Source organism: Halochromatium sp., from assembly GCF_054919635.1.
In genome coordinates this window covers 1-22,008 of sequence record NZ_JBUDPI010000019.1, presented here as the reverse complement: position 1 = coordinate 22,008, position 22,008 = coordinate 1, and the positions used below count along the sequence as shown (strand labels likewise).

General features: G+C 62.5%; 23 protein-coding genes. 13 read left to right on the top strand and 10 right to left on the bottom strand.

Going from position 1 to position 22,008, the window contains the following annotated elements:
• From rodA to lipB, 7 genes are all read left to right on the top strand, one after another.
• Nucleotides 1-1,030: rod shape-determining protein RodA (gene rodA, locus ACY693_RS02550; RefSeq protein WP_462320261.1), on the top strand; the 1,030-nt coding region annotated here is incomplete at its 5' end.
• 50 nt (nucleotides 1,031-1,080) lie between these two features.
• Nucleotides 1,081-2,109, top strand: a complete 1,029-nt coding sequence (gene mltB / locus ACY693_RS02545; protein ID WP_462320260.1) for a lytic murein transglycosylase B — start codon at nucleotides 1,081-1,083, stop codon at nucleotides 2,107-2,109.
• A gap of 1 nt (nucleotide 2,110) precedes the next feature.
• Nucleotides 2,111-3,031, top strand: coding sequence for a septal ring lytic transglycosylase RlpA family protein (locus ACY693_RS02540; RefSeq protein WP_462320259.1), 921 nt, complete (start codon nucleotides 2,111-2,113; stop codon nucleotides 3,029-3,031).
• 109 nt (nucleotides 3,032-3,140) lie between these two features.
• Nucleotides 3,141-4,274: a D-alanyl-D-alanine carboxypeptidase family protein gene (locus ACY693_RS02535; RefSeq protein ID WP_462320258.1), complete on the top strand. Its 1,134-nt coding sequence runs from the start codon at nucleotides 3,141-3,143 to the stop codon at nucleotides 4,272-4,274.
• Nucleotides 4,274-5,134 carry an aminotransferase class IV gene (locus ACY693_RS02530; RefSeq protein WP_462320257.1) on the top strand — a complete coding sequence of 287 codons (861 nt, stop codon included), beginning with the start codon at nucleotides 4,274-4,276 and terminating at the stop codon, nucleotides 5,132-5,134. Before ACY693_RS02535 ends, ACY693_RS02530 begins: the two co-directional genes overlap by 1 nt.
• A gap of 22 nt (nucleotides 5,135-5,156) precedes the next feature.
• Nucleotides 5,157-5,438, top strand: coding sequence for a YbeD family protein (locus ACY693_RS02525; RefSeq protein ID WP_462320256.1), 282 nt, complete (start codon nucleotides 5,157-5,159; stop codon nucleotides 5,436-5,438).
• Between the two features lie 181 nt (nucleotides 5,439-5,619).
• Entirely contained in the window at nucleotides 5,620-6,252 is a 633-nt protein-coding gene (lipB, locus tag ACY693_RS02520) for a lipoyl(octanoyl) transferase LipB (protein ID WP_462320262.1), read from the top strand.
• A gap of 92 nt (nucleotides 6,253-6,344) precedes the next feature.
• Here the strand turns inward: lipB and ACY693_RS02515 are convergent, their stop codons facing one another.
• Nucleotides 6,345-6,932: a chorismate--pyruvate lyase family protein gene (locus ACY693_RS02515; RefSeq protein WP_462320255.1), complete on the bottom strand. Its 588-nt coding sequence runs from the start codon at nucleotides 6,930-6,932 to the stop codon at nucleotides 6,345-6,347.
• A gap of 180 nt (nucleotides 6,933-7,112) precedes the next feature.
• On the opposite strand from ACY693_RS02515, the gene ACY693_RS02510 reads away from it, so the two are divergent.
• Complete coding sequence (locus tag ACY693_RS02510; protein ID WP_200237476.1) at nucleotides 7,113-7,310, top strand: alanine-zipper protein; 198 nt, start codon at nucleotides 7,113-7,115, stop codon at nucleotides 7,308-7,310.
• On the opposite strand, the gene ACY693_RS02505 is transcribed toward ACY693_RS02510, so the two are convergent.
• Nucleotides 7,289-8,212: a L,D-transpeptidase family protein gene (locus ACY693_RS02505; protein WP_462320254.1), complete on the bottom strand. Its 924-nt coding sequence runs from the start codon at nucleotides 8,210-8,212 to the stop codon at nucleotides 7,289-7,291. The two genes, ACY693_RS02510 and ACY693_RS02505, sit on opposite strands and share 22 nt — an antisense overlap.
• Nucleotides 8,213-8,442: 230 nt before the next feature.
• Here ACY693_RS02505 and ACY693_RS02500 point away from each other — a divergent pair, with 230 nt between their 5' ends.
• Entirely contained in the window at nucleotides 8,443-10,545 is a 2,103-nt protein-coding gene (locus ACY693_RS02500; protein WP_462320253.1) for an elongation factor G, read from the top strand.
• A gap of 79 nt (nucleotides 10,546-10,624) precedes the next feature.
• On the opposite strand, the gene ACY693_RS02495 is transcribed toward ACY693_RS02500, so the two are convergent.
• From ACY693_RS02495 to ACY693_RS02480, 4 genes are all read right to left on the bottom strand, one after another.
• Entirely contained in the window at nucleotides 10,625-11,359 is a 735-nt protein-coding gene (locus ACY693_RS02495) for a YceI family protein (RefSeq protein WP_462320252.1), read from the bottom strand.
• Nucleotides 11,360-11,516: 157 nt separating this feature from the next.
• Entirely contained in the window at nucleotides 11,517-13,034 is a 1,518-nt protein-coding gene (locus tag ACY693_RS02490; protein ID WP_462320251.1) for a sensor histidine kinase, read from the bottom strand.
• A 72-nt stretch (nucleotides 13,035-13,106) separates the two neighbouring features.
• The gene (locus ACY693_RS02485) at nucleotides 13,107-13,784 is read right to left on the bottom strand and encodes a winged helix-turn-helix domain-containing protein (protein ID WP_462320250.1); all 678 of its coding nucleotides are present in this window, start codon (nucleotides 13,782-13,784) and stop codon (nucleotides 13,107-13,109) included.
• A gap of 9 nt (nucleotides 13,785-13,793) precedes the next feature.
• Nucleotides 13,794-15,158: a Do family serine endopeptidase gene (locus ACY693_RS02480; protein ID WP_462320249.1), complete on the bottom strand. Its 1,365-nt coding sequence runs from the start codon at nucleotides 15,156-15,158 to the stop codon at nucleotides 13,794-13,796.
• A gap of 578 nt (nucleotides 15,159-15,736) precedes the next feature.
• On the opposite strand from ACY693_RS02480, the gene ACY693_RS02475 reads away from it, so the two are divergent.
• Together ACY693_RS02475 and ACY693_RS02470 are read left to right on the top strand one after the other, a co-directional pair.
• Nucleotides 15,737-15,925 carry a hypothetical protein gene (locus tag ACY693_RS02475; RefSeq protein ID WP_462320248.1) on the top strand — a complete coding sequence of 63 codons (189 nt, stop codon included), beginning with the start codon at nucleotides 15,737-15,739 and terminating at the stop codon, nucleotides 15,923-15,925.
• Nucleotides 15,926-16,025: 100 nt separating this feature from the next.
• Nucleotides 16,026-16,223: a hypothetical protein gene (locus ACY693_RS02470; RefSeq protein ID WP_462320247.1), complete on the top strand. Its 198-nt coding sequence runs from the start codon at nucleotides 16,026-16,028 to the stop codon at nucleotides 16,221-16,223.
• Nucleotides 16,224-16,255: 32 nt separating this feature from the next.
• Here the strand turns inward: ACY693_RS02470 and ACY693_RS02465 are convergent, their stop codons facing one another.
• The 4 genes from ACY693_RS02465 to ACY693_RS02450 form a co-directional block, all read right to left on the bottom strand.
• On the bottom strand, nucleotides 16,256-17,284 hold the full coding sequence (locus ACY693_RS02465; protein WP_462320246.1) for an MlaD family protein: 1,029 nt from the start codon (nucleotides 17,282-17,284) through the stop codon (nucleotides 16,256-16,258).
• Nucleotides 17,281-18,030 (bottom strand): ABC transporter ATP-binding protein, encoded by a 750-nt coding sequence (locus ACY693_RS02460; RefSeq protein WP_462320245.1) that lies wholly within the window; start codon nucleotides 18,028-18,030, stop codon nucleotides 17,281-17,283. Before ACY693_RS02460 ends, ACY693_RS02465 begins: the two co-directional genes overlap by 4 nt.
• Before the next feature lie 136 nt (nucleotides 18,031-18,166).
• Entirely contained in the window at nucleotides 18,167-19,333 is a 1,167-nt protein-coding gene (locus ACY693_RS02455; protein ID WP_462320244.1) for an MlaE family ABC transporter permease, read from the bottom strand.
• Nucleotides 19,334-19,419: 86 nt separating this feature from the next.
• Nucleotides 19,420-20,238 carry an alpha/beta fold hydrolase gene (locus ACY693_RS02450; RefSeq protein ID WP_462320243.1) on the bottom strand — a complete coding sequence of 273 codons (819 nt, stop codon included), beginning with the start codon at nucleotides 20,236-20,238 and terminating at the stop codon, nucleotides 19,420-19,422.
• A gap of 266 nt (nucleotides 20,239-20,504) precedes the next feature.
• Here ACY693_RS02450 and ACY693_RS02445 point away from each other — a divergent pair, with 266 nt between their 5' ends.
• Both ACY693_RS02445 and ACY693_RS02440 read left to right on the top strand, forming a co-directional pair.
• Nucleotides 20,505-21,089 carry a BrxE family protein gene (locus ACY693_RS02445; protein WP_462320242.1) on the top strand — a complete coding sequence of 195 codons (585 nt, stop codon included), beginning with the start codon at nucleotides 20,505-20,507 and terminating at the stop codon, nucleotides 21,087-21,089.
• 2 nt (nucleotides 21,090-21,091) lie between these two features.
• A complete protein-coding gene (locus ACY693_RS02440) occupies nucleotides 21,092-21,871 on the top strand; it encodes a BrxA family protein (RefSeq protein ID WP_462320241.1) in 780 nt (259 codons plus the stop codon).
• Nucleotides 21,872-22,008: the final 137 nt, after the last annotated feature.

Sequence of the window (22,008 nt, the reverse complement as noted above, 5' to 3'; positions counted from 1 at the left end):
GCTCGCTGGGTTCGGTCTACTCATGCTCTACAGCGCGACCGGTGAGTCCGGCAGTCAGGTTGAGCGGCAAGGCATCCGGCTCGGCCTTGCATTTCTGCTGATGATTGGCGTTGCGCAGCTGCCGCCGAGCCTGCTGCGCCAGTGGTCGGCACCGCTCTATCTACTAGGCTTGGGCCTGCTTGCAGCGGTGCTCTTGGTTGGTGTCCAGAGCAAGGGTGCGCAACGTTGGCTGGACCTGGGCTTGCTCAGGTTTCAGCCATCGGAGATGCTCAAACTGGCCTTGCCAATGATGGTGGCCTGGTATCTGTCGCTAAGGCCGCTACCGCCCCGGTTGCTCGACGTCTTTTTCACACTCCTCTTGATCGGACTGCCGGTGATGTTGATTGCCAAGCAACCCGATCTCGGAACCGCCTTGTTGGTCGCGAGTGCCGGACTGACCACCTTGTTCTTATCCGGTTTGCGGTGGTGGTTGATCCTTGGGTTTGGCGCACTGGCTGCTGCTGCGGCGCCCGTGCTCTGGTCGTTGATGCATGACTACCAACGCCAGCGTGTGCTGACCTTCCTCGATCCTGGCTCCGATCCATTGGGGTCGGGCTATCACATCATTCAGTCGCAGATCGCGATTGGCTCCGGCGGGCTCTACGGCAAGGGCTGGCTGCAGGGTACCCAGTCACAGCTTGAATTTCTGCCGGAGCGCTCGACCGATTTCATCTTTGCCGTGATCGGCGAAGAGCTCGGCCTGTTCGGCATCTTGGTGCTGATGCTGCTCTACTTGGCCGTGATTCTGCGTGGGCTGACCATTGCTGCGCAGGCGCAGGATACCTACAGTAGACTCCTGGCCGGCTCTATTACCACGGTCTTTTTCGTCTATCTGTTTGTCAATATGGGTATGGTGACCGGGATGCTGCCGGTGGTTGGGGTACCGCTGCCGCTGATCAGCTATGGCGGTACCTCATTGGTCACACTGATGCTTGGTTTTGGCATTCTGATGTCTGTGCATACCAGACGGAAACCGCTTCAAAGAGAGTGAGCTCGCGCATATACTTAAATATGTTTCGATCACCGCTGAGTGCCTGACGAATGCCAATGCCCCTGTTTGCCGATCGGACTCGTGTCTCGGCCACCACTCTGCTGGTCCTGCTGCTAAGCCCCTGGTCACTCGCCTTTGCGGATGATGTGCCCGCGAGCTACGACCGGGAGCGCGAGCGTTTCGTTGCCGAGATGGTCGAGGAGCACGGTTTCGAGCAGGCTGAGCTGGCAGCTCTGATGGCCAGCGCGCGTTATCAGCAATCCATCGTCGATGCGATGGATCAGCCCTATGAGGGTAAGCCCTGGGGGGCGTACCGAGCCTTGTTCGTGACGCCCGAGCGCATCGCCGGCGGACAGCGTTTCCTCGCCGAGCACCGGGCGCTATTGCGCCAAGCGGAGACGGCCTACGGGGTTCCCGCAGAGGTGATCACGGCCATCATCGGTATCGAGACCAATTATGGCGCGACCCTGGGCAGCCATCGGGTCATCGACGCCTTGACCACCCTCGGCTTTGCCTATCCGCGGCGAGCGGGCTTCTTCCGAAAGGAGCTCGAGGAGTTCTTGCTGCTCACACGCGAGGAGACCGTTGACCCAGCGAGTGTTCGCGGTTCCTATGCGGGTGCGGTTGGTCAGCCACAGTTTATCCCCTCGAGCTATCGTGCCTACGCGGTCGATTTCGATGGTGATGGCCGTCGTGATCTCTGGGAGAGCCATGCCGATGTGATCGGCAGCGTTGCGGCCTACCTGGCGCAGCACGGCTGGCAACGGGGTCAGCCGATCGCTACTGCCGCGACCTTGAACGGTCCGATTGGGTCCGGGGTTGAGATCGGTGGCAAGCGGCCTCTGGTGCCGAGCATCACTGTGGCGCAGCTCGAAGCCGCTGGCGTCGAGCCACAGGAGACCCTTGAGCCGGAGGCACGCGTCGCCCTGATCGCGCTGGACGGCGACGGTCGCGAGTATTGGGTTACGCTCGATAACTTCTATGCCATCACGCGTTACAACCACAGCAATCTGTATGCGCTTGCAGCGGTGGCGCTGAGCCGAGCGATTGCGACAGCAGCGACAGTGAACGAGAGCTGAGATGCGCAACGCAGCGATCCTTAGCGCCTTTCGTGCAGCGCCTGCGCTGCTGAGGCTGACGTCCGCAGCCGGACTCTTGGTGATCTTGGTCAGCTGCGGCGGCACGCCAACGAGCGTCGACAATGATGCGCTAGACCTAGCGTCCGACCCGCTACCCAAGGCCGAGCCGAAATCGCGCTATGGCAACATGGCTTCCTACGTCGTCTTGGGCAAGCGCTATTACACCAAGCACAGCAGTCGGAATCATGTCGAGCGCGGGCTGGCCTCTTGGTATGGTAAGAAGTTCCATGGCCGCCGGACCTCGAGCGGCGAGCGCTACGACATGCATCGGATGACGGCCGCCCACAAGTCCTTACCGCTGCCCACCTATGCGCTGGTGACCAATCTGGAAAATGGCCGCAGTGCGGTCGTGAAGGTGAATGACCGGGGTCCCTTTGTCGGCAATCGCATCATCGACCTCTCGTATGCGGCGGCCAAGCGTCTGGACATGGTGAATGCAGGCACCGCTCATGTCGAGGTCCGCTCGATCGACCCGCGTGATCATGGCAAGGATGCGAAAGAGCTATTAAGGCTGGCCTCGACCGATGTCGACAAGCAGGAGTCAACGGGCTCGATCTCGTTCCTGGATAGCGGCAGCTCGAGCGCTAAGACGCGCAAGGCTACGGTACTTGCCGACCAGGCAGGAGCGATCTTCTTGCAGGTTGGCGCCTTTGGCAGTCGCGATAATGCCGAGCAGCTCAAGAGCCAGCTGACCCGTCGAGTTGAAGCCCCCGTCCTGGTGCGCGCTGCGGCGGTGACCGGTATGTCGCAGCCGTTGTACAAGGTTCAGGTTGGTCCAGTGCGCTCGCGGAGCGACGGCGATGCGCTTGGCCGACGGCTCGTCGCGCTTGGGATTGACAAGCCGGTAGTGGTGATCCGATAGGGCCACAGCGGTTCCAGATGTGCAGCGGCTCGCGATCTGGTTAACGGTTTTCGGTGTTCGGTGGCGATGAAGGCTGCCGTTATGAGCGCGAGCAGGTAAACTCATCGCCATGCGTTATCGACTCCCTTTCATCCTCGCCGGCTTCCTCGCCACCTGGCTCGCTGCGGCGGTCCAGGCTGAGACCCCGCCAGCCCCCGAGCTTGGTGCCGAAGGCTATCTGCTGGTCGATTACGACAGCGGGGTGGGATTGGCCGCCAAGAACGCGGACAGCCGGCTCGAGCCTGCGAGTCTGACCAAGATCATGACCGCGTATGTGGTTTTCTCGGAGCTGGCAGCCGGCAATATCGCGCTCGATGACCAGGTGCTGGTCAGCGAGAAGGCATGGCGGACCGGCGGCTCGAAGATGTTTATCGAGGTCGGTAATCAGGTGGCCGTTCGCGATCTCCTGAAAGGCATGATCATCCAGTCTGGTAATGATGCCAGCGTTGCGCTTGCTGAGCATGTCGCCGGTAGCGAGGAGAGCTTCGCTGGACTCATGAACCAGCACGCGCAGCGGCTCGGCATGAGCCAGAGTCATTTCACCAATGCCACCGGCTTGCCGAACCCGGAGCATTACACGACGCCACGGGATATCGCCCTTGTCACCGCGGCGATGATTCGCGAATTTCCAGATTACTACCGCTGGTATTCGGAGCCAGAGTTCACCTGGCATGGGATCAAACAATTCAACCGCAATCGGCTGCTCGACAAGGGGGTCGGCGTGGATGGCGTCAAGACCGGCCACACCGAAGCCGCCGGTTACTGCCTGGTGTCATCCGCCAAGCGCGATGAGCAGCGGCTGATTTCGGTCGTGATGGGGACCGAGAGCAATTCGGCCCGTGTCGCCGACAGCTTGGCGCTGCTCAACTATGGCTTTCGGTTCTTCGAGACCCATCATCTCTATCCCGGCGGCGAGCCATTGGAGCTGTTGCGGGTCTGGTCTGGTGACCCACCGACGGTTGCCGTTGGGCCAGCTACCGATGTGGCCGTCACCATCCCCCGCGGCAGCTTCGATCAGCTCACTGCTCAGCTTGAGCCGATCCCCGACCTCAGTGCGCCGATCGCTGCTGGGCAGCAGGTTGGAGAGATTACGCTGATGCTCGAGGGCGAAGAGATCAAGCGCCAGCCCGCTGTTGCGCTGGGCGCGGTCGAGCGTGGCGGCCTGCTGCGTCAAGCTACCGATTCGGTCTTGAAGCTGTTCTGATGAAAGAGCTCTATCTCAACGGCGACTTTGTCGCGCCAGAGCGAGCGACGATCTCGGTCATGGACCGCGGTTTCCTGTTCGGCGATGGGGTCTACGAGGTGATTCCGGCCTATGCTGGGCGGCCGTTGCGTGAGCGCGAGCATCTTCAGCGCCTCGAGAAGAGCCTCCAGGGGATCGGGATGGCGCCGCCGCTATCAGCAACGCAATGGTCACCGATCTTCCAACGCTTGCTGTCAGCAGACCCGACTGCAGATCAGGCCCTCTATCTGCAGATCACTCGCGGCGTCGCTCCGACACGCGACCATCGTTTTCCGGTCTCACCGGTGCCAACCGTGCTGGCAATGGCGAAGCCAATGAAGCCGCGCGATGCTGCGATTGCTGAGCAGGGCGTCGCCGCGGTGACCCGCGACGATATCCGCTGGCTACGCTGCGATATCAAGGCCACCGCGCTACTCGCGGCCGTGCTGCTCCGCCAGGCAGCCGCGGACGCCGGTGCGGAGGAGGCCATCTTAGTGCGCGACGGCTGGGCACTTGAGGGCTCGACCAGCAACCTGTTTATCGTTCAGGATCGACGCTTGGTGACACCGCCGAAAGGACCGCTGCTATTGGCCGGTATTACGCGTGACCTGGTGTTGGAGCTTGCCGCTGGTGCTGGAATTCCTGTCGAGGAGCGCGACATTGGGGTAGAGGAGCTGCGAACCGCCGATGAGGTCTGGATCAGCAGCTCGACGCGGGAGGTGATGCCGGTGACCCAGCTCGATGGGGCGCTTGTCGCCTCCGGTCAACCAGGTCCTGTGTGGCGCCAGATCGACCGCTGCTACCAAGACTTCAAGACCGATATCCGGCGCGCAGCGGCCTGAGCGTCGTTAGTCCGAGGCACCGATGACCGAGACCAACACCGACCAAGACGAGACCCTGCTGCGTTTTCCCTGTCGCTTTCCGATCAAGGCGATGGGCCGTGCCGAGGCCGGTATCGAGACTGTCGTTACCCAGATCATCGAGCGCCATGCCCCTGACACCGACAAGGATGCGCTGCGCTCAAGGCCTAGCCGCAATGGCAACTGGGTCTCTGTGACGGTGGAGATTGAGGCCCGCAGCAAGCGGCAGCTTGATGCGATCTATCGCGAGCTCTCAGAGCATGCTGAGATCACCTGCGCCTTCTGAGGTGCGTCGCAGCTGGGTCTCTTCACCAGCATTCGGCTTAGCGCGTCTCCCCGCTGCTGGGAACCGGGCGTCTCTCGGAGTCTGATCCGTGTCTGAGACGAACCAGGTGCTTGGGCGAGTCGCGGGATTATCTCCATCTGAGCCATCTCCCACGGAGTCCCATCAGGCGCAGCAAAAAGCGCTGACCAGGGGGCCACTGCGCACGCGATGGCTGGGAACTGGTCGCGACTACCAGGCGATCTGGACCCAGATGCGCCAGTTCACCGACGAGCGTAGGCCGGATACTGAAGACGAGCTCTGGCTGTTGGAGCATGAGCAGGTGTTCACGCTAGGCCAGGCAGGACTGCCGCAGCACCTGCTTGACCCAGGCCCGATCCCGGTGGTCCAGTGCGATCGCGGCGGCCAAGTGACCTATCACGGTCCCGGCCAGTTGGTCGCCTACCTGTTGTTGGACCTGAAACGCGCCCGCCTAGGCGTGAAGCAGCTGGTTCATCTGCTTGAGCAGGCGGTGATTGATCTATTGGCTGATCACCAGGTCCTTGCCCAGCCGCGCTCAGACGCGCCAGGTGTCTATGTGGGTGAGGCCAAGATCGCCTCGGTTGGCCTGCGCGTGCGCCACGGCTGTAGTTATCACGGCTTGGCCCTGAACATTGGTCTCGATCCGGCGCCCTTTGCGCGCATCAACCCCTGTGGCTATCCAGGACTGGAGATCACCCGAGCAGAGGATCTGGGGCTGTCGCTCGACGTGGAGACCGCTGGGCAGCAGTTGGCTGCCCATCTCGGCCGTCTATTGGACAAAGAGCTTGCGACTTGAGACGGAGCGCAGCGAGCGGTCATCAAGTCCAGCTTGCGCCGTCCGCCCAACGGCTAGAGCTGGCCGCTAGAGCCAGCGACTAGAGCCAACACCTAGAGATAGAGAGCGAGCGGGAAGGTCTCGCTGATCAGGATCACCGGTTGACCGTCGATGATGATGCGATAGGTGCGAAACAGGGCGCGATCGTCGTCGACCGGGGCGGGCTCGACCCCAACCTCCATCACCTCGCGAAAGCTCTCAAGGCCGCTATCGCGGATCAAGACCCCGATGCCGATCTCGCGGTTGATCAGCCGATCTCTGAATGAGCTAGGAATCAGCTCCGAACGGATGACCGAGAAGGCGCGGGCATAGTGATTGTTGCTGTCCGTGCCTCGCAGTAGCGCCTCTCGCACCATGACCTGATCGCCCGGCTCGACCTCGATCCAGGGAATATCGGCGGCGGCCTGAATAAATTCCTGACGCAGGGTATCGACTACCACAGGCTCCCAGAAATAGGCCTCGAGCGCCTTGGTCACGGTACCGTCAGTGACCAGGAGTGCGCGCAAGAACGGCGGTAGGGTCTCGATCGCCAGGGGCGCGCCGCCTTCGCAGGCAATGGTGCCGTTACGAACGAAGCCCTGGCAGCGAAACGGGTTGGGGCCGCTGTCCGGCAATGGGCGGCGATAGTAGCGATCGACCAAGACTGATCCCCTCTTGTAGCTTCCGATACGTGGCTCTAATCTGATTGGGGCGGCTGCCGGTGGCAATAAGAAGACGCTGTCTGGTTCTGCTATCATCCGAACTCGAGGGTGCAGAAACGAACCCGAGTCTGTGATATAAATCAGTTGCCGATCGGCAAATCTCACAACGGAGAAAGATTCATGACCAAGAAATTCAAGCTCGCATCTCTGTCTGCCGCTGCTCTACTGAGTGCCTCGCTGCTCGGTGGCTGCGCGACCGACCAAGAGGCTCGTGACATGGCTCAAGCCGCGATGGACGCTGCCAACGCAGCCCAAGCATGCTGCGAGGCCAATGAGGACCGCATCAACCGCATGTATCAGAAGATCATGTCGAAGTGATGCCAGCTCTTTGAGCCTTGCCGGCCTCCTACGATCTGTGGGAGGCCGGTATTTTCCTGAAGAACCCGCCTAACCTCATCCCAATCGATCACCACCCCGTCGGCGCTCGCAATCGACGCCGGGATGATCTCCTTCGCTGATCGCGGCTGTTCGTCTTCCTCTAGGCTGACCTCGAGAAAGAGCTGGTCACCGAGCCAGCCGACCTTGTAAGGCTGGTCAACGATGGTCACCTGGGTGCCCACTTCGACTTGATCAAACAGATACCTGATGTCCTCTGGGAACATGCGGGTACAGCCAGAGCTCACCGGCATGCCAACGCCCCAGGGCTTGTTGGTGCCATGGATCAGATAGCTTGGGTTGCTGAGCCGTAAGCGGTGCGAGCCGAGCGGGTTGTCTGGTCCTGGCGGAACCACCGCAGGCAGCGTCTTGCCGTTCTTTGCATATTCGGCACGAATCGAGGCCGGCGGTGTCCAGCTTGGATTCTCTGTCTTCTCGATGATGCTGTAGGCGCCGACCGGCGTCTCCCAGCCGTCGCGGCCGATGCCGATCGAGAAGGTCTCGACCTCGGTTGGCGAGCGGTAGTAATACATCCGGCGCTCGGCCAGGTTCAACACGATCCCGTTGCGCGGGGCATCTGGCAGCACATGCCGATCTGGCGCTAGCACGGCAGTCCCTTCACCAGGAATCCACATGTCCACGCCCGGATTGGCCTGTTTCATCTCGTCGACGCCTAGGCCATGATGGCGGCCAATGTCCAGAAGCGTATGCTCACCCTTCGCCTTTACATAGAAAGGGGTGCCGATGACACTATCGCTCGGGTCGATCAGCCGATAGACCTTGGCCTGGACAGCTGTTAACGGCAACGCGCCTAGAGCGAGCAGGCCGATCATGGCGGCCAACATGGCTCTGAACCGCTCGCTCGGCCGGGGTCTCGATTGGACGTTGGGGCCAGTGCAAGATGCGGTCTCAGGCTGCCGGTATCGGTAACCTCTTGCGGTGCGCTCGTCTCGCTGCGCTCGGCTCGTTGAGTATCGGGTCAGGGTTGTCATCTGCTGGGCTCCGCAACTGATGGCCTGCTCCAGGGTTGGATCAGGGTGTCTGCTAACGATTAATTTCAGGTCGACGGTGGTTCATGAGTCAATCCAGTCAGCATTCCCGCAGTCTCAAGCACGCACAGGCCGCGACAGCGCTCAATCACGTCCGAAACATCGGCATCGCCGCTCATGTCGATGCGGGCAAGACGACACTGACGGAGCGTATCCTGTTCTATGCCGGTGCATCGCATAAGATCGGAGAAGTGCATGACGGCGCGGCGCACATGGATTGGATGGCCGAAGAGCAAGACCACGGTATCACGATCACCGCAGCGGTCACCAAAGCGCCCTGGCGCGATCATCTCCTACAGGTTGTCGATACTCCTGGACACGTGGATTTTACCATCGAGGTCGAGCGCTCGATGCGCGTCCTTGATGGGGTTGTTCTGGTCCTCGATGGCGTGCGCGGCGTCGAGCCGCAGACCGAGACGGTCTGGCGTCAGCGCTGCCGTTTTGGATTGCCGGTGCTGTTCTTTGTCAACAAGTTGGACCGGCCCGGCGCGGATTTTCTTCGTGTCATGGATGCGATTCGTGAGCGGTTGGATGTGGAGCCGGTGGCGATCACGGTGCCTGTCGTCGATCAGCATGCCTGCATCGACCTGCTGCACCGGCGCCTCTTGCGGTTCGATGGTGAGCAGGGCGAGCAGGTTGTCGTTGAGCCCTGTCCCGCTGACCTCTGGGAGTCGGTTGAGGAGTTGCACGAGGCCTTGTTGCTGGCCGCGGCCGATGCCGACGATGCGCTGGCCGATCTTGTACTCAATGGTGGCGAGCCTGAGCCCGAGGCCGTCCTTGCGGCGCTGCGACGAGGCACCTTAGCAGGGCGTATCTTTCCTTGCTTTGGCGGCAGCGCCTTGCGCAACCTCGGCGTGCAGCCGGTGATGGATGCGGCGGTCGACCTGCTGCCAGCGCCGCTCGATCGCCCAGCAGCCATCGCACGACGGCCTGACGGTGAGCCCGAGACCGTCGCCATCGGCGCCAAGGGGCCATTGGTGGCGCTGGTCTTCAAGGTGCAGCTCTGGGATGGCCGCCGGCACTGCTTCACACGCGTCTATCGCAACCGGCTCAAGGTGGGCGATACACTGGCCTTCCAGACCGCCGATGGTCGGGTGGTCAAGGAGCATGTCGCGCGCATCTTCGATGTCGATGCCGGACGCAAGAGCAAGCTCGAGGAGGCCGGACCGGGGCAGATCGTCTTGCTTGCGGGCCTGCGCCATGCCGCAACCGGTGACACCCTTTGCGACCCTGACCATCTGTTGACACTGGAGCGGATCGAGGCACGTCAGCCCGTGCTGAGCCTGGCGATCGAGCCGGCGGCCGGTACCGATGAGGACAAGCTGCTCGAGGTCCTGAGGAAGGTCGAGCAGGAAGACCCGACGCTCAGGGTCGAGGAAGATCCGGAGACCAGTCAACGTCTGTTGCGCGGCATGGGCGAGCTGCATCTGCAGATCGTGCTTGAGCGCATCGAGCGAGAGTTTGGCCAGCAGGTACGCAGTGGGCGGCCGGCGGTTGCGGTCCGCGAGACCATCACTGATCAGGCTCAGGCAGAGCAGCTGCACAGCCGCCCACCGAGTCCGGATGGCAAGCAGTCTGAGCTAACGGCCTGGGCGCTGGTTGAGGTTGCGCCTCGCGGTCGGGGCGCAGGCAATCAGCTCCAATGCCATCCGCGTCTGCGACCAGAAGGCGCCGCCCTCTCGCCCGAGCAACAGCAGGCCCTTGAAGAGGGTCTCACCGCTGGATTGGCCAGCGGTGTCTCGCAGGGGGCGGCAGTCGATGATGTCGCTGTGACCTTGGTCGAGGTCGAGCTGTTTGGCCAGCAGAGCACGCCAGAGGCCTTGCAGGCCGCTGCGACGCGTGCGCTGGCTCGGGCATTGTCCGAGGCGGGGCCTGTGGCCCTGCATCCGGTGATGCGTGTCGATGTGGTGGTGCCCGAGACCAATCTCGGGACCGTGCTTGGTGACCTGCAGCAACGGCGAGCGATGATACAGGCCACCAAGACCGATCCAACGGGGAACGACGAGACAGCGACCATCCAGTGTGAGGTCGCACTCGAGGCACTGCTCGGCTACACCACGGAGCTGCGCAGTCTGACCCAGGGCCGGGGTCAGTACAGCATGCAGTTCGAGCGTTTTGACGTCGTCTGAGCCGCCGTCTGTTGTTGCTTTGGCGCCTGGCCGACTTCTGCAATTTGATGTTGCTGTCTGATTCTGTCGACTGATTCCGTTATTGGCTAGAGCCAAAGAGGGCTGCTATGGCCTCTTTCTGCTCGCTGCTCATGGCTTCGATGATCTCGCGGTAGGCCTCGTACTGGGCGATCGTCTGCGGGCTTGGCACCGAGCTGGCTGCGGTATTGCCGTCGGCGGCGGGTGCTTGGGTATCGAAGGTCATCACGAAGGTCACAGGCACGGCATTGCTGATGCTTTCTAGGCCGGCAATCTCGCGCAGCGTCTCCACGCCCTCGCTCATGCCGAACTTGGCCGCATCAAGGACGACGGGCTCGGTGCTCGCGACCAACATGGTATCCGCATCGAGCTTGACGGCCTTCATCTTCAACACCAGCGGCTGAGTTTCGCCATGCAGGCTGAGGATGCTCTCGGCGACCACATCGATCTGGTCGCCGGGCTCAATGGCGTTGATCGCAGCGGGATCGATCTTCGCGCTCAGGGTGGCGTCGCTGTACTGCGCGGTCTTGAACAGGAGCTCGCGCATGCGCTCGTTGCGGATCGGGATCAGGGTCTCGACGCTGTCGAGCTTGGTATCGATCACTGCTCGGCCTTGGTCGTCGATCCTGCCTGAGAGCTCAGTGAACTGATGGACCTCACCGATGTTGCCGGCCTTGATCGAGACAAAGGCGAGGTGCGAGCGCTCGGGGTCGAGCGTCCATTCGGCCGCGATTGCGGGGGCAAGGCTGGTGCAGGCGATGCTGGTCGTAAGTAGCGTGGTGATCAGGCGCTTCATCTGGGACTCCTCTGGACGATCGGTCTTGAGTGATGGATCTTCGCTGCAGGGCCGTTCGACGCCTCACGCCGAATCGGCCAGCCGAGTCCAGTAATGCGACCGGTTCCACCAATACCAACATCTTCAGTGACGAAATCAGGGACGAGATCGGCTGCGGCTATGCTGAAGGCTCCGGTTTCAGCAGGCGCAGCCGCACCCGCAGCCCTGGGCCAGCGTCCTCTAAGCGGAGCTCAGCACCGTGGAGCTGAGCAACCGCTTGCACCAGACTTAGACCGAGTCCGTGACCAGGTGCGGCGCGGCTCTCATCGATGCGGAAGAAGCGCTGAAGCACCTTGTCGCGCAGCTCCGGCGGAATGCCCGGCCCCTCATCGGTGACGCTGAGATCAACTGCACTGCCGCTGCATTCGGCGCGCAGCAGGATCTGACCCCCGTTGGGGCTGTGCTTGATCGCGTTGTCGACCAGGTTCGCCACCGCTTGGAATAGCAGGTCGCGGTCCGCGTACAGACGACAGCTGCTATTCACTGTGGCGTCCCCGCCGCCTCCGCCCTTGCCCTGGATAGCGCTCATGTCTGCTGCTTCGACATAGATAGTCTGCAGCGATTCGGCCGCAAGCGGCTCATAGAGCTCAGCGACATCCTGCAGCAGTGGCAGTGGGTCAAGCTCGGCAAAGGCGGCGCGGCGGCTGCCGGCCTCGATGCGGGCGATGCGCAGCAGCGCGTTGAAGGCGCTGAGCAGCTCGTCGGCATCGGCGATTGCGACCTCGACCTCGGCGCTGGCCTCGTCGCTGAGGTCGACGCCGTGAAGGAGCTCGAGCCGATTGCGCAAGCGTGTCAGCGGTGTGCGCAGGTCGTGGGCGATGTTATCGGAGACCTGGCGGATACTCAGCATCAGCGCCTCGATGCGCTCGAGCATCCGGTTCAGATTCTCGGCCAGCTGATCGAAGTCATCGCCAGTGCCCGTGCTCGGGACCCGGCGACTGAGATCGCCCTGCATGATCTCGCGACTGACCTGATTGACCACGTCGAGTCGGCGGACGATGCCGGCGCCCATGAGCCAGCCGCCCAGCAGCGCCAAGCCAACGGTGATGGCCAGGCCCCAGGCGATCGCATCCAGGATCAAATGGCGGATCGCGGTCAGCTCGCGCACATCACGGCCGACCAAGAGCCGCAGGTCGCCGCGCAGACGAAAGACCTTGGCTCGGGTCTCATGCTCGACGTTGACGCCCTCGCTCTGCACTTGGCGGGCACGAAAACGCACCCAACCGCTCGCGTCGGGGGCTACGGGTGGCCAGAGGTCGAGGTTGCCGATGATGGGGCTGCCGCTCGGGTCGGTCAGCAGGTAGACCGAGGCGCCTTGCGGATCGCGGGCGATGCGCTCGGCGATCACTGCGGAGAGGCCGGTCAGACCGCGGCGTCGATACTGCTCGGCGAGGCCCTGGATCTCGGCGCCAATGGTGGCGTCAGTCTGGCGCGCCATGTAGCCCGCTGTGGACCAATAGATGAAGCCGAGCAGGATGGCGACCGAAACACCGACGAGCAGCATGTAGAGCAGTGCTAGCCGGAAGGTCGAGCTGGTCAGAACAAAACGCGACGACTGATGCAGCCGGCGCAGTGCCGGCACCAGGGCACCGATCGCGCGCTGCCGCAGGCGGGCAGCGGTGCCATCGCGGGGCATGGCTAGGGGCTCCGGTGTACGCGGTCTAGGGAGTGGCGAGCGCTCATCAAGACCATTGCGCTCGCGATTGGGTCACTCGGCTCGCAGCATATAGCCGGCGCCGCGGACTGTTTGCAGCAGGGGCTGATCGAAATCCTTGTCGATCTTCGCCCGTAGCCGGCTGATGTGCACGTCGATGACGTTGGTCTGAGGATCAAAGTGATAATCCCAGACATTCTCCAGCAGCATGGTGCGGGTGACGACCTGACCAGCATGCCGCATCAGGTACTCGAGCAGCTTGAACTCGCGCGGCTGCAACGCGATCGGTTGCCCGGCGCGATGGACCTGGCGCTTCAGCAGGTCGAGCTCGAGATCGGCGACGCTGAGGCTGGTGACCGGGGCATCCCCAGGCGCTGAGCGCCGCATCAGCGCCTCGATACGTGCATGCAGCTCCGAGAACGCAAATGGCTTGACCAGATAGTCATCACCTCCGGCGCGCAGCCCTTCGACGCGATGGTCGACCTCGCCGAGCGCGCTCAAGATCAGCACCGGCGTTGGGTTGCCTGAGGCGCGCAGGGTGCGGATGATCGCGAGGCCATCGAGCTCCGGCAGCATGCGGTCGACCACCATCACGTCGTAGGGATTGCCGGCGGCCAGGAACAGGCCTTCGCGGCCATTGTCAGCCAGGTCGACGCTCGCTCCCATCTCGCCGAAGGCCTTAACCAGATAGCCGGCGAGCTGGGAGTCGTCCTCGATAACCAGTACGCGCATGCCCTGAGATCATCCGATCGGAACGGCGACGAAGCGCTGCTCACCGTCTTGCTCGACGCGCAGCAGCACTGAGGGGCGGTCTGATGCCGCGGCCTGCTTGACCGCCTCGACCACCTGACTCGGCTGGGTCACCGCTTGCTGGCCGACCATCGAGATCAGGCTTCCGGCCCGGATGCCAGCGGCCTGCGCCGGACTGCCGGGAGCGACCTGGGCCACCAGGACACCACTGGCGTCGGCATCGAGTCCGCGCTCGGCGCGCAGCTCCGGTGTCAGCGGAGCCAGATAAAGACCGATGCGCGGCTCATCTCCCGCCGGCTCGTTATCAGTGGCGGCTTGCGCCAGGTCTTCGCTTGGCATCTCGCCGATGGTGACCGGGATGGTCATGGTCTTGCCAGAGCGATACAGCACGAGGTCGATCTCGGTGCCGGCGTCGATGCTGGCGATCAGTTTGGTCAGATCGCGGTACTCCTCCATGCGCTCGCCAGCGGCTTGCAGGATGACGTCGCCGCTGTTGATTCCAGCGGCTTGCGCTGGGGTGCCGGCGATGACGTCCGCGACCAGCACGCCACGGGTCTCTGGAAGGCCAAGGCTGGCGGCAATCTCCTCGGTGACCGGCTGGATCTGGACGCCGAGCCAACCGCGGTCGACGTGGCCCTTGGTCTTCAGCTCAGTGACGATCTCAGAGGCCGTCTCGGCCGGGATGGCGAAGCCGATGCCGATGTTCCCGCCGCTTGGTGAGAAGATCGCCGTGTTGACCCCGATCACCACACCGCGGGCGTCGAACAGCGGACCACCCGAATTACCGCGGTTGATCGGTGCGTCGATCTGGATGTAATCATCATAGGGGCCGGAGTTGATGTCGCGTCCCCGGGCCGAGATGATCCCCGCGTTGACCGAGCCGCCGAGGCCAAAGGGGTTGCCAACCGCCAACACCCAATCACCAACACGGGCACCGCGGCTGTCGCCGAAGGCGACATGGGGCAAGGAATCGTTGGTATCGATCTTGATCAACGCCAGGTCGGTCTTGGCGTCGCGGCCGATCACCTCGGCCTCGTACTTTTCACCGTCATTCAGAGTGACCTCGATCCGCGAGGCGCCTTCAACCACATGGTTGTTGGTGACGATATGCCCCTCCGCATCGATGATGAAGCCGGAGCCTTCGCCTTCGCGTTGGCGCGGACTTGGCGTCGGCATTCCGTCAAGACCGCCAAAGCGCTTGAAGAACTCATACAGCGGTGAGCCCTCGTCCGGCATCTGACCCCCTGGCATCGATAACACCGCTTCTGTTTCTTGGGCGACGGTGACATTGACGACGGCCGGGGTGACGCGCTCAACCACGTCGGCGAAGCCGGTCGGTCCGGCGGGCGTGCTCAAGGGCTCAGGGACCGGTTCGGCGTGACCGAGCTGGGGCAGGAAACCGATAGCCGAGACGATCAAGGTCAGGCTGATCGCGGCAGCCAGAATTGAGCGGCTGGCGCGTTGGGGACACGCGAGCACAGCGGCTGAAAGCGCCGCGGGTCGGGGTCGAGTCGATCTCGCAGGTTGCGTCGAATACATTCGAGAGCTCCTAAGTGAAATAGGTTAGGAAGGTCCGCAGCGATTGCGTGCGGTGTTCCTTTCGATAGCGCTCAGTGTTGGGATTGAGGCTTTACCACGCGGTTGCCGCTGGGTTAAGGATTGTTAATACTCCGATGCTCGTTGATCGCTGTTGCTCACTCCACCAAGGGCGGGTCTCCTGCGCCACTGTAAAGGGCAGCGATTGCAAGAGTCGCAAGCTTGCTCCTTGAGTGCGACAATGCGGCCGTCGCGGCCTCTTTGATGTGTCAGCCTCGTTGATGTATCGAGGAGATACTGCCGCGTCTCTAACCCGTCAACGATAACCATGCCGGCGCATTGACGAGCAGCCTGCGCGCTCGTTGCTTAGTCCGGTCGACCCGAAAGGGGGAGATGAGATGGCAAGCCTCGAACAGCTGGAGATTCGCAAGTATCACAACGAGCTGGTCCATGACGTCCGGCATCTTGTTCAAAAGTATGGCCGGATCATGGGTTGGGAAGTCCCGGAGCTCGATGAAGCAGAGGCGAGCAAGCTGATCCTGCAAGCCTTGAAGGAGGCGCTTGCTGACGTTGAGCGTGAGCAATAGCGCCTGGCGCCGCTGGCTCCTGATGTTGGTGGCTACAAGCGTCTTGGTTGGCGCTTGTGGCGCACCTCCTGCGAAGCCGCGCTGCCTCCCAAAGGTGGGCATGACAACCGAAGACCTAGTTGGTTGTGGCTGCCGACTGATGGATTCGTCGAATCTTGGCTCAGCGGCGATCGTCCGCGCGCAATCTGATCCGATGGTGCAGACCATCATCGTTGTCAATTACGTCTGCCCGATGGGCGACCAGGGCCTGGCTACCGTATCGGTCCTCAATGGGGTGGCCGATGAGGTGTTCTACTGAGGTATTCGGCTGGACTGTTCTAATGGCGCGCATCAGCGCTTGCCTTGGAGCAGGGCCTCGGGATGCCGCTGCAGATAATCCGCTAGCGAGCGAATCGAGCTCGCGGCACGGGTGGCGGCTGCGAGCAGCTGATCGAGCTCGTAGCGGGTCGCTGAGCCTTCACCGGTGAGCTGGCGAATGGAGCGCATCGCCGCTGCGGCTTCGTCGAGGGCGGTTTGGGTTGAGTCTGCGATGGGGTCGATCTTAGCCTCCACCCGTGTCGCGACCCTGTTGGTGGTTACGATCGCTTGCGACAGCTCCTCAAGTAAAGGAGCGGTCTCGCTGCGCAGCGTCGCGGCGAGCTGCTGGTATTCGCCGAGGGTTGCGTTGGCGCGCGCGCTCAGTGGCTTGATCTCCTGATCGATCTTTTCGGTCAGGGACGCAATCCCGGCCAGGGCCTGATCAAGATTGTTCAGCGCTGAATGTGTTTCCTTGGCTTCGAGCAGTGAGTTGACGGCCTTGAGTGTTTTGGTGGCGGAATCCAGGAGCTCATCGAGATGGAGGTTCTCGAGCATCTCCTGGACCCGGTCGCGGGTCGCTGCAATCGCTGGCACTCGAATATCGCCGTCGGGGTCGCGCTTGACATCGCGCTTTGGCAGGTCCGGGTTCAGACTCAGGGTCACCAGATACTGACCGGTGACGAAGCTCACCGATTCGAGCTGCGCCCTCAAACCGCGCTCGTCGACCAGGCGTTGTACCAGCTCACTCGGCTCGGTGCCTTCGAGATCACCGAGCACATGGATGGTCCTGGGCCAGACCTCGTAGCGCACCGGGATGCGAAAGCTGTCGCGCTCAGCGATGTAGTCGAGCCCGATCTCGACCACCTGGCCAATGGGGACGCCCTGGAACTGGACCTCAGCGCCAACGCTCAGTCCCTGCACCGAGCCCGGGAAATAGGTGACTAAGTAGATTCGCTCGCGTAGCCAGGCACCGCTGCTGAAGACCAGGATGCCGATGACGATCAGCCCGACGGCGCCCAGCACAAAGCCGCCAATGATGGTGGGGTTGGCCTCGCGGCTCATGGCTCACCCCGGCGCAAGAAGGCGCGGACCTCGGCGATCTCGCTGTGATCGCGCAGCTGTTTCGGATTGCCAGTGGTCAGCATGGTGCGCGTCTCGGCGTCGAGGAAAACGGCGTCATCGCCGATTAGGAAGATACTATCGAGGTCATGGGTGATGACCACCATGGTTGTACCCAGACTGTCGCGCAGCTCGAGGATCAGATCATCGAGCCGTCGCGCCGAAAGTGGATCGAGCCCGGCTGAGGGCTCATCGAAGAACAGGATATCCGGGTCCAAGGCCATCGCGCGCGCGACACCCACCCGCTTGCGCATGCCACCGCTGATCTGGCCCGGATAATAGCCGCCGAAGCCGGCTAGGCCGACCAGTGCCAGCTTGTACTCCGCCAGCTCCCGAATCTGCCCCGGTAGCAGCCGCGTATATTGCTCGAGGGGGAGCGAGACGTTCTCCTCCAGCGTCATTGAGCTCCATAGTGCACCACTCTGATACATGACGCCGACCCCGCGCAAGAGCTGCGTTCGAGCGCTCTCAGCGATCTCCCAAAGGCTTTGACCCTGCAATCGCACGCGGCCCTGCAGGGGTGGCAGCAGACCGGTGAGTCCGCGCATCACGGTGCTCTTGCCGCAGCCGCTTCCGCCCATGATGATGAAGACATCGCTGCGTTGGATCTCGAAGCTGAGGCCCTGTTGAACGGGGGTTGAGCCATAGCCGAGGGCGATATCCTCGAGCTTTATCGCAACTTGAGTCACGGTGCCACCTGGGCTCCCTGGGGCCCTGAGCCTTTGCCCGGATTCGGCTCGAGCCGTTCCCTGAGCCGCTGCTTGCCCATTGGCCTTGGCTGGGGGCTTGTGCACAGGTTGCTGCTCTGCCACTGAGCTGAATGGCTCATCCTGACAGCCCAATCGCATCGAAGATCACGGTGAGCACGGCGGCGGCGATGACGATGAAGACGATGGCGGTGACCACCGCCGAGGTGGTCGCCTCACCGACGGCAGCCGCGCTGCGCCCGCATTGCATGCCGCGCAGGCAGCCCGACGCGGCGACGATGGCCCCGTAGACGGTGGCACTGATCAGTCCCTGGATGATGTGGTTCCAGCCAATCGCGGCCTGGGTCTGAACCAAATAGGCGGTTAGGGTCACACCGCCAACCACGGTTCCGACGAAGGCACCACCGAGGATGCCGAGCAGGTCGGCGTAGAGCGTCAGCAGGGGCGTCATTAGGATCAGCGCGATCATCCGCGGCAAGACCAGGAACTCCATCGGCGGGATGCCGAAGGTGCGCAGCGCGTCGATCTCCTCATTGACCTGCATGGTGCCGATGCGCGCGGCGAAGGCAGCCCCGGTGCGACCGGCGAGGACGATGCCGGTGATCAGGGCCCCCATCTGGATCACGGTGGCAAGACCCACCAGATCGGCAACATAGATCCGGGCGCCGAACTGCGCCAGCTGCTGATCGCCAATGTAGCCGAGGATCATGCCGACCAGAAAGCTGACCAGGCTGACGATCGGCAGCGCATCGGCGCCCGACTCTTGGATGATGACCCAGAGCTCAGAGCGACGATAGCGCGCGCGGCCGGCGACGAAGTGGCGCACGGCGATGGCGCCCTCTCCGAAGAAGGTCATGATCTCCCCAGTGGAGCGCACCAGATCGGCCATGTCTAGGCCAACCTTGGCAAGGAAGCTCGGCCCCCGATCATGCGCGTCGTCATCCGGTGCCTCGGCTAGGCTCGCCATCTCGAGCAGGCGGCGCAGACCCTCGGGCAGGGCGCTTGGGTCGCAGCGAATGTCGCGCTTTGTGCACAACCGCTCGACGCCAGCGATATAGGTCACCAGGGCCGAATCCCAGTCGCTGAGCTCGCTGGTCTCGAAGCTAAGCTCACGCAGTTGGCTAACGGCATCGCCGCTATCGCTGCTGCTGCGGTCGATCGACGCTGCGAAGTCGGCAAGTCTCGGGATGCGCTGATCGAGCCGCCAGCGGCCGGCCAGATGCAGTGTGACATGGTGTCCATCGCGCTCAACGCTCGCCGTCGGCGGTGCCGTGGGGGTTGCCATTGGTCGAACTGGTGCAGGCGATTCGTTGTCGGTGGCGTTGGTTGCGGGCGGCATCCGGTGTCGGTGGGGTGGTTTGCTGGGCGAGTTCAGGCAGGGCGATTAAGGAAGTCGAGCAGGAGCCGGCAAAACTCACTGGGTGCTTCGACCGGCAGGCTATGTGCTTGCTTCGGAATCAGCGCGCGCTCGGCATTCGGTAGCGCCCTGAGACCGGCCGCATCGTCGCGTGGCGGGTAAAGCAGGTCCTCTGCGCTGGCCAGGATCAGCGTCGGCGTTGCAATCTTGCGGAGCCAGTCGGTAGCATCGAAGCCGCGCATCGTCTCGACCTGCGCCCGGAATCCGGCCGGCGTTTGTGCATAAGGATAGTGCAACACCAGATCGAGCAGGTCATCAACGGTCTCGCGCTCGTTGAAGAAGCGCTCCGAGAAGATCCAATAGAAGAAGTTTCGCAGCCAGCGCTCGGGCGACTGACCAGCATCGAGCTCATCGGCCCAGTCGTCGAACAGGTGCTGGTTGCGGGCGCTTTGCTTGGCGCCACTATTGCTCAGCACCAAGCGGATGAGACGCTTGGGCGCTCGCCGGGCGATCTCGAGCGCGATGAATCCGCCCATAGAATGGCCTAGAAGATCAAAGCGCTCGAGTCCCAGATGATCGGCGAGCGCTAGACAGTCGTCCGCCATGAGGCCGATGCTATTCGGCGTGTCTTGCGGCTGACTGCGGCCACAGCCGCGATTGTCGAAGATCAGTACCTGACGCTCAGCGGCTAAAGCTGGCAACACCGGCGCCCAGGATTGGCAGTCACTGGCGAGACCCGCGACCAGGACTAAGGGTGGTGGCTGCCCGTCCAACGCCGGTGGTCCGTGAAGCTCAAAGTAGAGCCTAACATCATCGCGCTGCAGGTCCGCCATGGGCGTTGGCTCTCCGCGGTTGATCTGGCAATAGCGTTATAGCCTGGCCCTAAGTATAGGCAAGACTCGAGATGCTCCCGAAGACCCTTGATCAGCCCTGTAACGCATTTGTGCGAAAATAGAGCGTTATCGGTTTTCTTCTGTCCTTGCCAAACCGGCACAGGCGATCGGCCGATTCTGGATGTATAGGGTCCGATGTGGACGACTGGGTTGGGTTCAAGAGGCAATCAATGCGGGATGAACGCTAGGAGACATAAGCGAAGGACATGACAGCAGCATCCACCAACATCGATCTCGTGCGACTATTCAAGCTACGCCTCGTCGTCGCCCGTCACGGCGAGATGGACGCGGCTCGCTGGTGGAATACCAACGGAATCCTCGGCCGTCGCGGCAACATGGTGCTCAAGCGCGGCTTCCCATCGACCCACTGCTTTGCCCAGGCGCGTATCGCCTTTGCTGTCGCGCGCAATCGTTGCCAAGAGCTTTTCGATCCACCGGGCAGCATGACACTCTGGAACTTGCCTGCCGAGATCGAGGATCAGTTCGACGAGTGTTGGCAAGGCTGGCTGGACGAAGGCGACCAGTGGACGCCGGTTTTTGGGAAGCTCTCGGAGACTGAGCCCGCCGAGACTGAGCCCGGTGATCTCCTGCGAATGCTGGAAGCTTTCGACCTGATCGACCGGAGCCACGTGGAAGCCGTTGGCAAGCTTCGCCGAGCTGCAGAGGGCCGCTCGGTCCCGCTAGCCGGCACGCATTGCCCCGATGACGACGTCATCACGCTGCTCGCCGCCGGCTTCGCCCGCGGTGAGCCGGGCAGCCCAGCCATTCCCTACGCGAGGCTCGAGGATTGAGCATGGATGCCCGATCCCGCGTCTTCTCATCGTTCACGATCGTCAAAGGGTCTCTGATCGAGGAGACCTACTCGATCTTCCGCGATTGGGACTACGGGGTCAGCAAGTTCGAGAACCTGCGCCGCGTCCGCGACGAGAACACCATCGGCGCTACGAGCACGAACTGGGCGCTCAACGTCACCAAGGTGATGAACCGGCGCTTCGATCCAGAAGGCCGCGACAGACCCTTGGTTGGGCTAGCCAAAGCCGACTGCGACCGGGAGGTTTGGAAGCCCCTGCTGCTATACCACATGACGCGAGACGAGTTTCTCGTCCGCGACTTCCTCGTCAACTGGCTCTTTCCGCAATTTCGAGCCGGTACCTGTCGCGTTCGCGTCGACGATGTCTTCCTGTATCTCAACGGACTGCGAAAGATGTCCGGCATCGAATGGTCCGGCAGCTGGAGCGAGAGCACCCTCAAACGGGTCGGCTCCGGGTTGCTCCGAATCGCAACCGACTTCGGCCTCCTTCAGGGTGCTCAGGTCCGCGAATTCGCCTCTTACCAGCTGCCAGACGCGAGCTTCCTCTATCTGCTGCACGCCATGATGGACCGCGAGGCCAACGCGCGGCGCGTTATCGACGCCGATGACTGGCACATGTTCTTGATGGATGAAGACGATGTTGAACGCGAGCTGTTGCGCCTACATCAGTTCCGCCGGCTCGACTTCGACGTCGCCGGATCACTCGCCCAGATCAAGCTGCCGGCGGCAACGGCCGCCGACTTTGCCAGGGAGCTCCGCTGATGTCCGACTGGCGAGAGCGCCTGACCCAGCAGCTGGAGCCGGCATTGCGGCTGGCCGATCCGAGAACCCAGATCAGCGCCTACCATGACATGCCCTACGCCATCTTCCGCTACGCGCCGGAGGATGAGTTCGCTGTT

Coding starts and splice junctions, on each gene's coding strand:
- mltB (WP_462320260.1), top strand. CDS start 1,081: ATGCCAATGCCCCTGTTTGCCGATCGGACTCGTGTCTCGGCCACCACT.
- ACY693_RS02540 (WP_462320259.1), top strand. CDS start 2,111: ATGCGCAACGCAGCGATCCTTAGCGCCTTTCGTGCAGCGCCTGCGCTG.
- ACY693_RS02535 (WP_462320258.1), top strand. CDS start 3,141: ATGCGTTATCGACTCCCTTTCATCCTCGCCGGCTTCCTCGCCACCTGG.
- ACY693_RS02530 (WP_462320257.1), top strand. CDS start 4,274: ATGAAAGAGCTCTATCTCAACGGCGACTTTGTCGCGCCAGAGCGAGCG.
- ACY693_RS02525 (WP_462320256.1), top strand. CDS start 5,157: ATGACCGAGACCAACACCGACCAAGACGAGACCCTGCTGCGTTTTCCC.
- ACY693_RS02510 (WP_200237476.1), top strand. CDS start 7,113: ATGACCAAGAAATTCAAGCTCGCATCTCTGTCTGCCGCTGCTCTACTG.
- ACY693_RS02505 (WP_462320254.1), bottom strand. CDS start 8,212: ATGTTGGCCGCCATGATCGGCCTGCTCGCTCTAGGCGCGTTGCCGTTA.
- ACY693_RS02500 (WP_462320253.1), top strand. CDS start 8,443: ATGAGTCAATCCAGTCAGCATTCCCGCAGTCTCAAGCACGCACAGGCC.
- ACY693_RS02495 (WP_462320252.1), bottom strand. CDS start 11,359: ATGAAGCGCCTGATCACCACGCTACTTACGACCAGCATCGCCTGCACC.
- ACY693_RS02490 (WP_462320251.1), bottom strand. CDS start 13,034: ATGCCCCGCGATGGCACCGCTGCCCGCCTGCGGCAGCGCGCGATCGGT.
- ACY693_RS02485 (WP_462320250.1), bottom strand. CDS start 13,784: ATGCGCGTACTGGTTATCGAGGACGACTCCCAGCTCGCCGGCTATCTG.
- ACY693_RS02475 (WP_462320248.1), top strand. CDS start 15,737: ATGGCAAGCCTCGAACAGCTGGAGATTCGCAAGTATCACAACGAGCTG.
- ACY693_RS02470 (WP_462320247.1), top strand. CDS start 16,026: ATGACAACCGAAGACCTAGTTGGTTGTGGCTGCCGACTGATGGATTCG.
- ACY693_RS02465 (WP_462320246.1), bottom strand. CDS start 17,284: ATGAGCCGCGAGGCCAACCCCACCATCATTGGCGGCTTTGTGCTGGGC.
- ACY693_RS02455 (WP_462320244.1), bottom strand. CDS start 19,333: ATGGCAACCCCCACGGCACCGCCGACGGCGAGCGTTGAGCGCGATGGA.
- ACY693_RS02450 (WP_462320243.1), bottom strand. CDS start 20,238: ATGGCGGACCTGCAGCGCGATGATGTTAGGCTCTACTTTGAGCTTCAC.
- ACY693_RS02445 (WP_462320242.1), top strand. CDS start 20,505: ATGACAGCAGCATCCACCAACATCGATCTCGTGCGACTATTCAAGCTA.
- ACY693_RS02440 (WP_462320241.1), top strand. CDS start 21,092: ATGGATGCCCGATCCCGCGTCTTCTCATCGTTCACGATCGTCAAAGGG.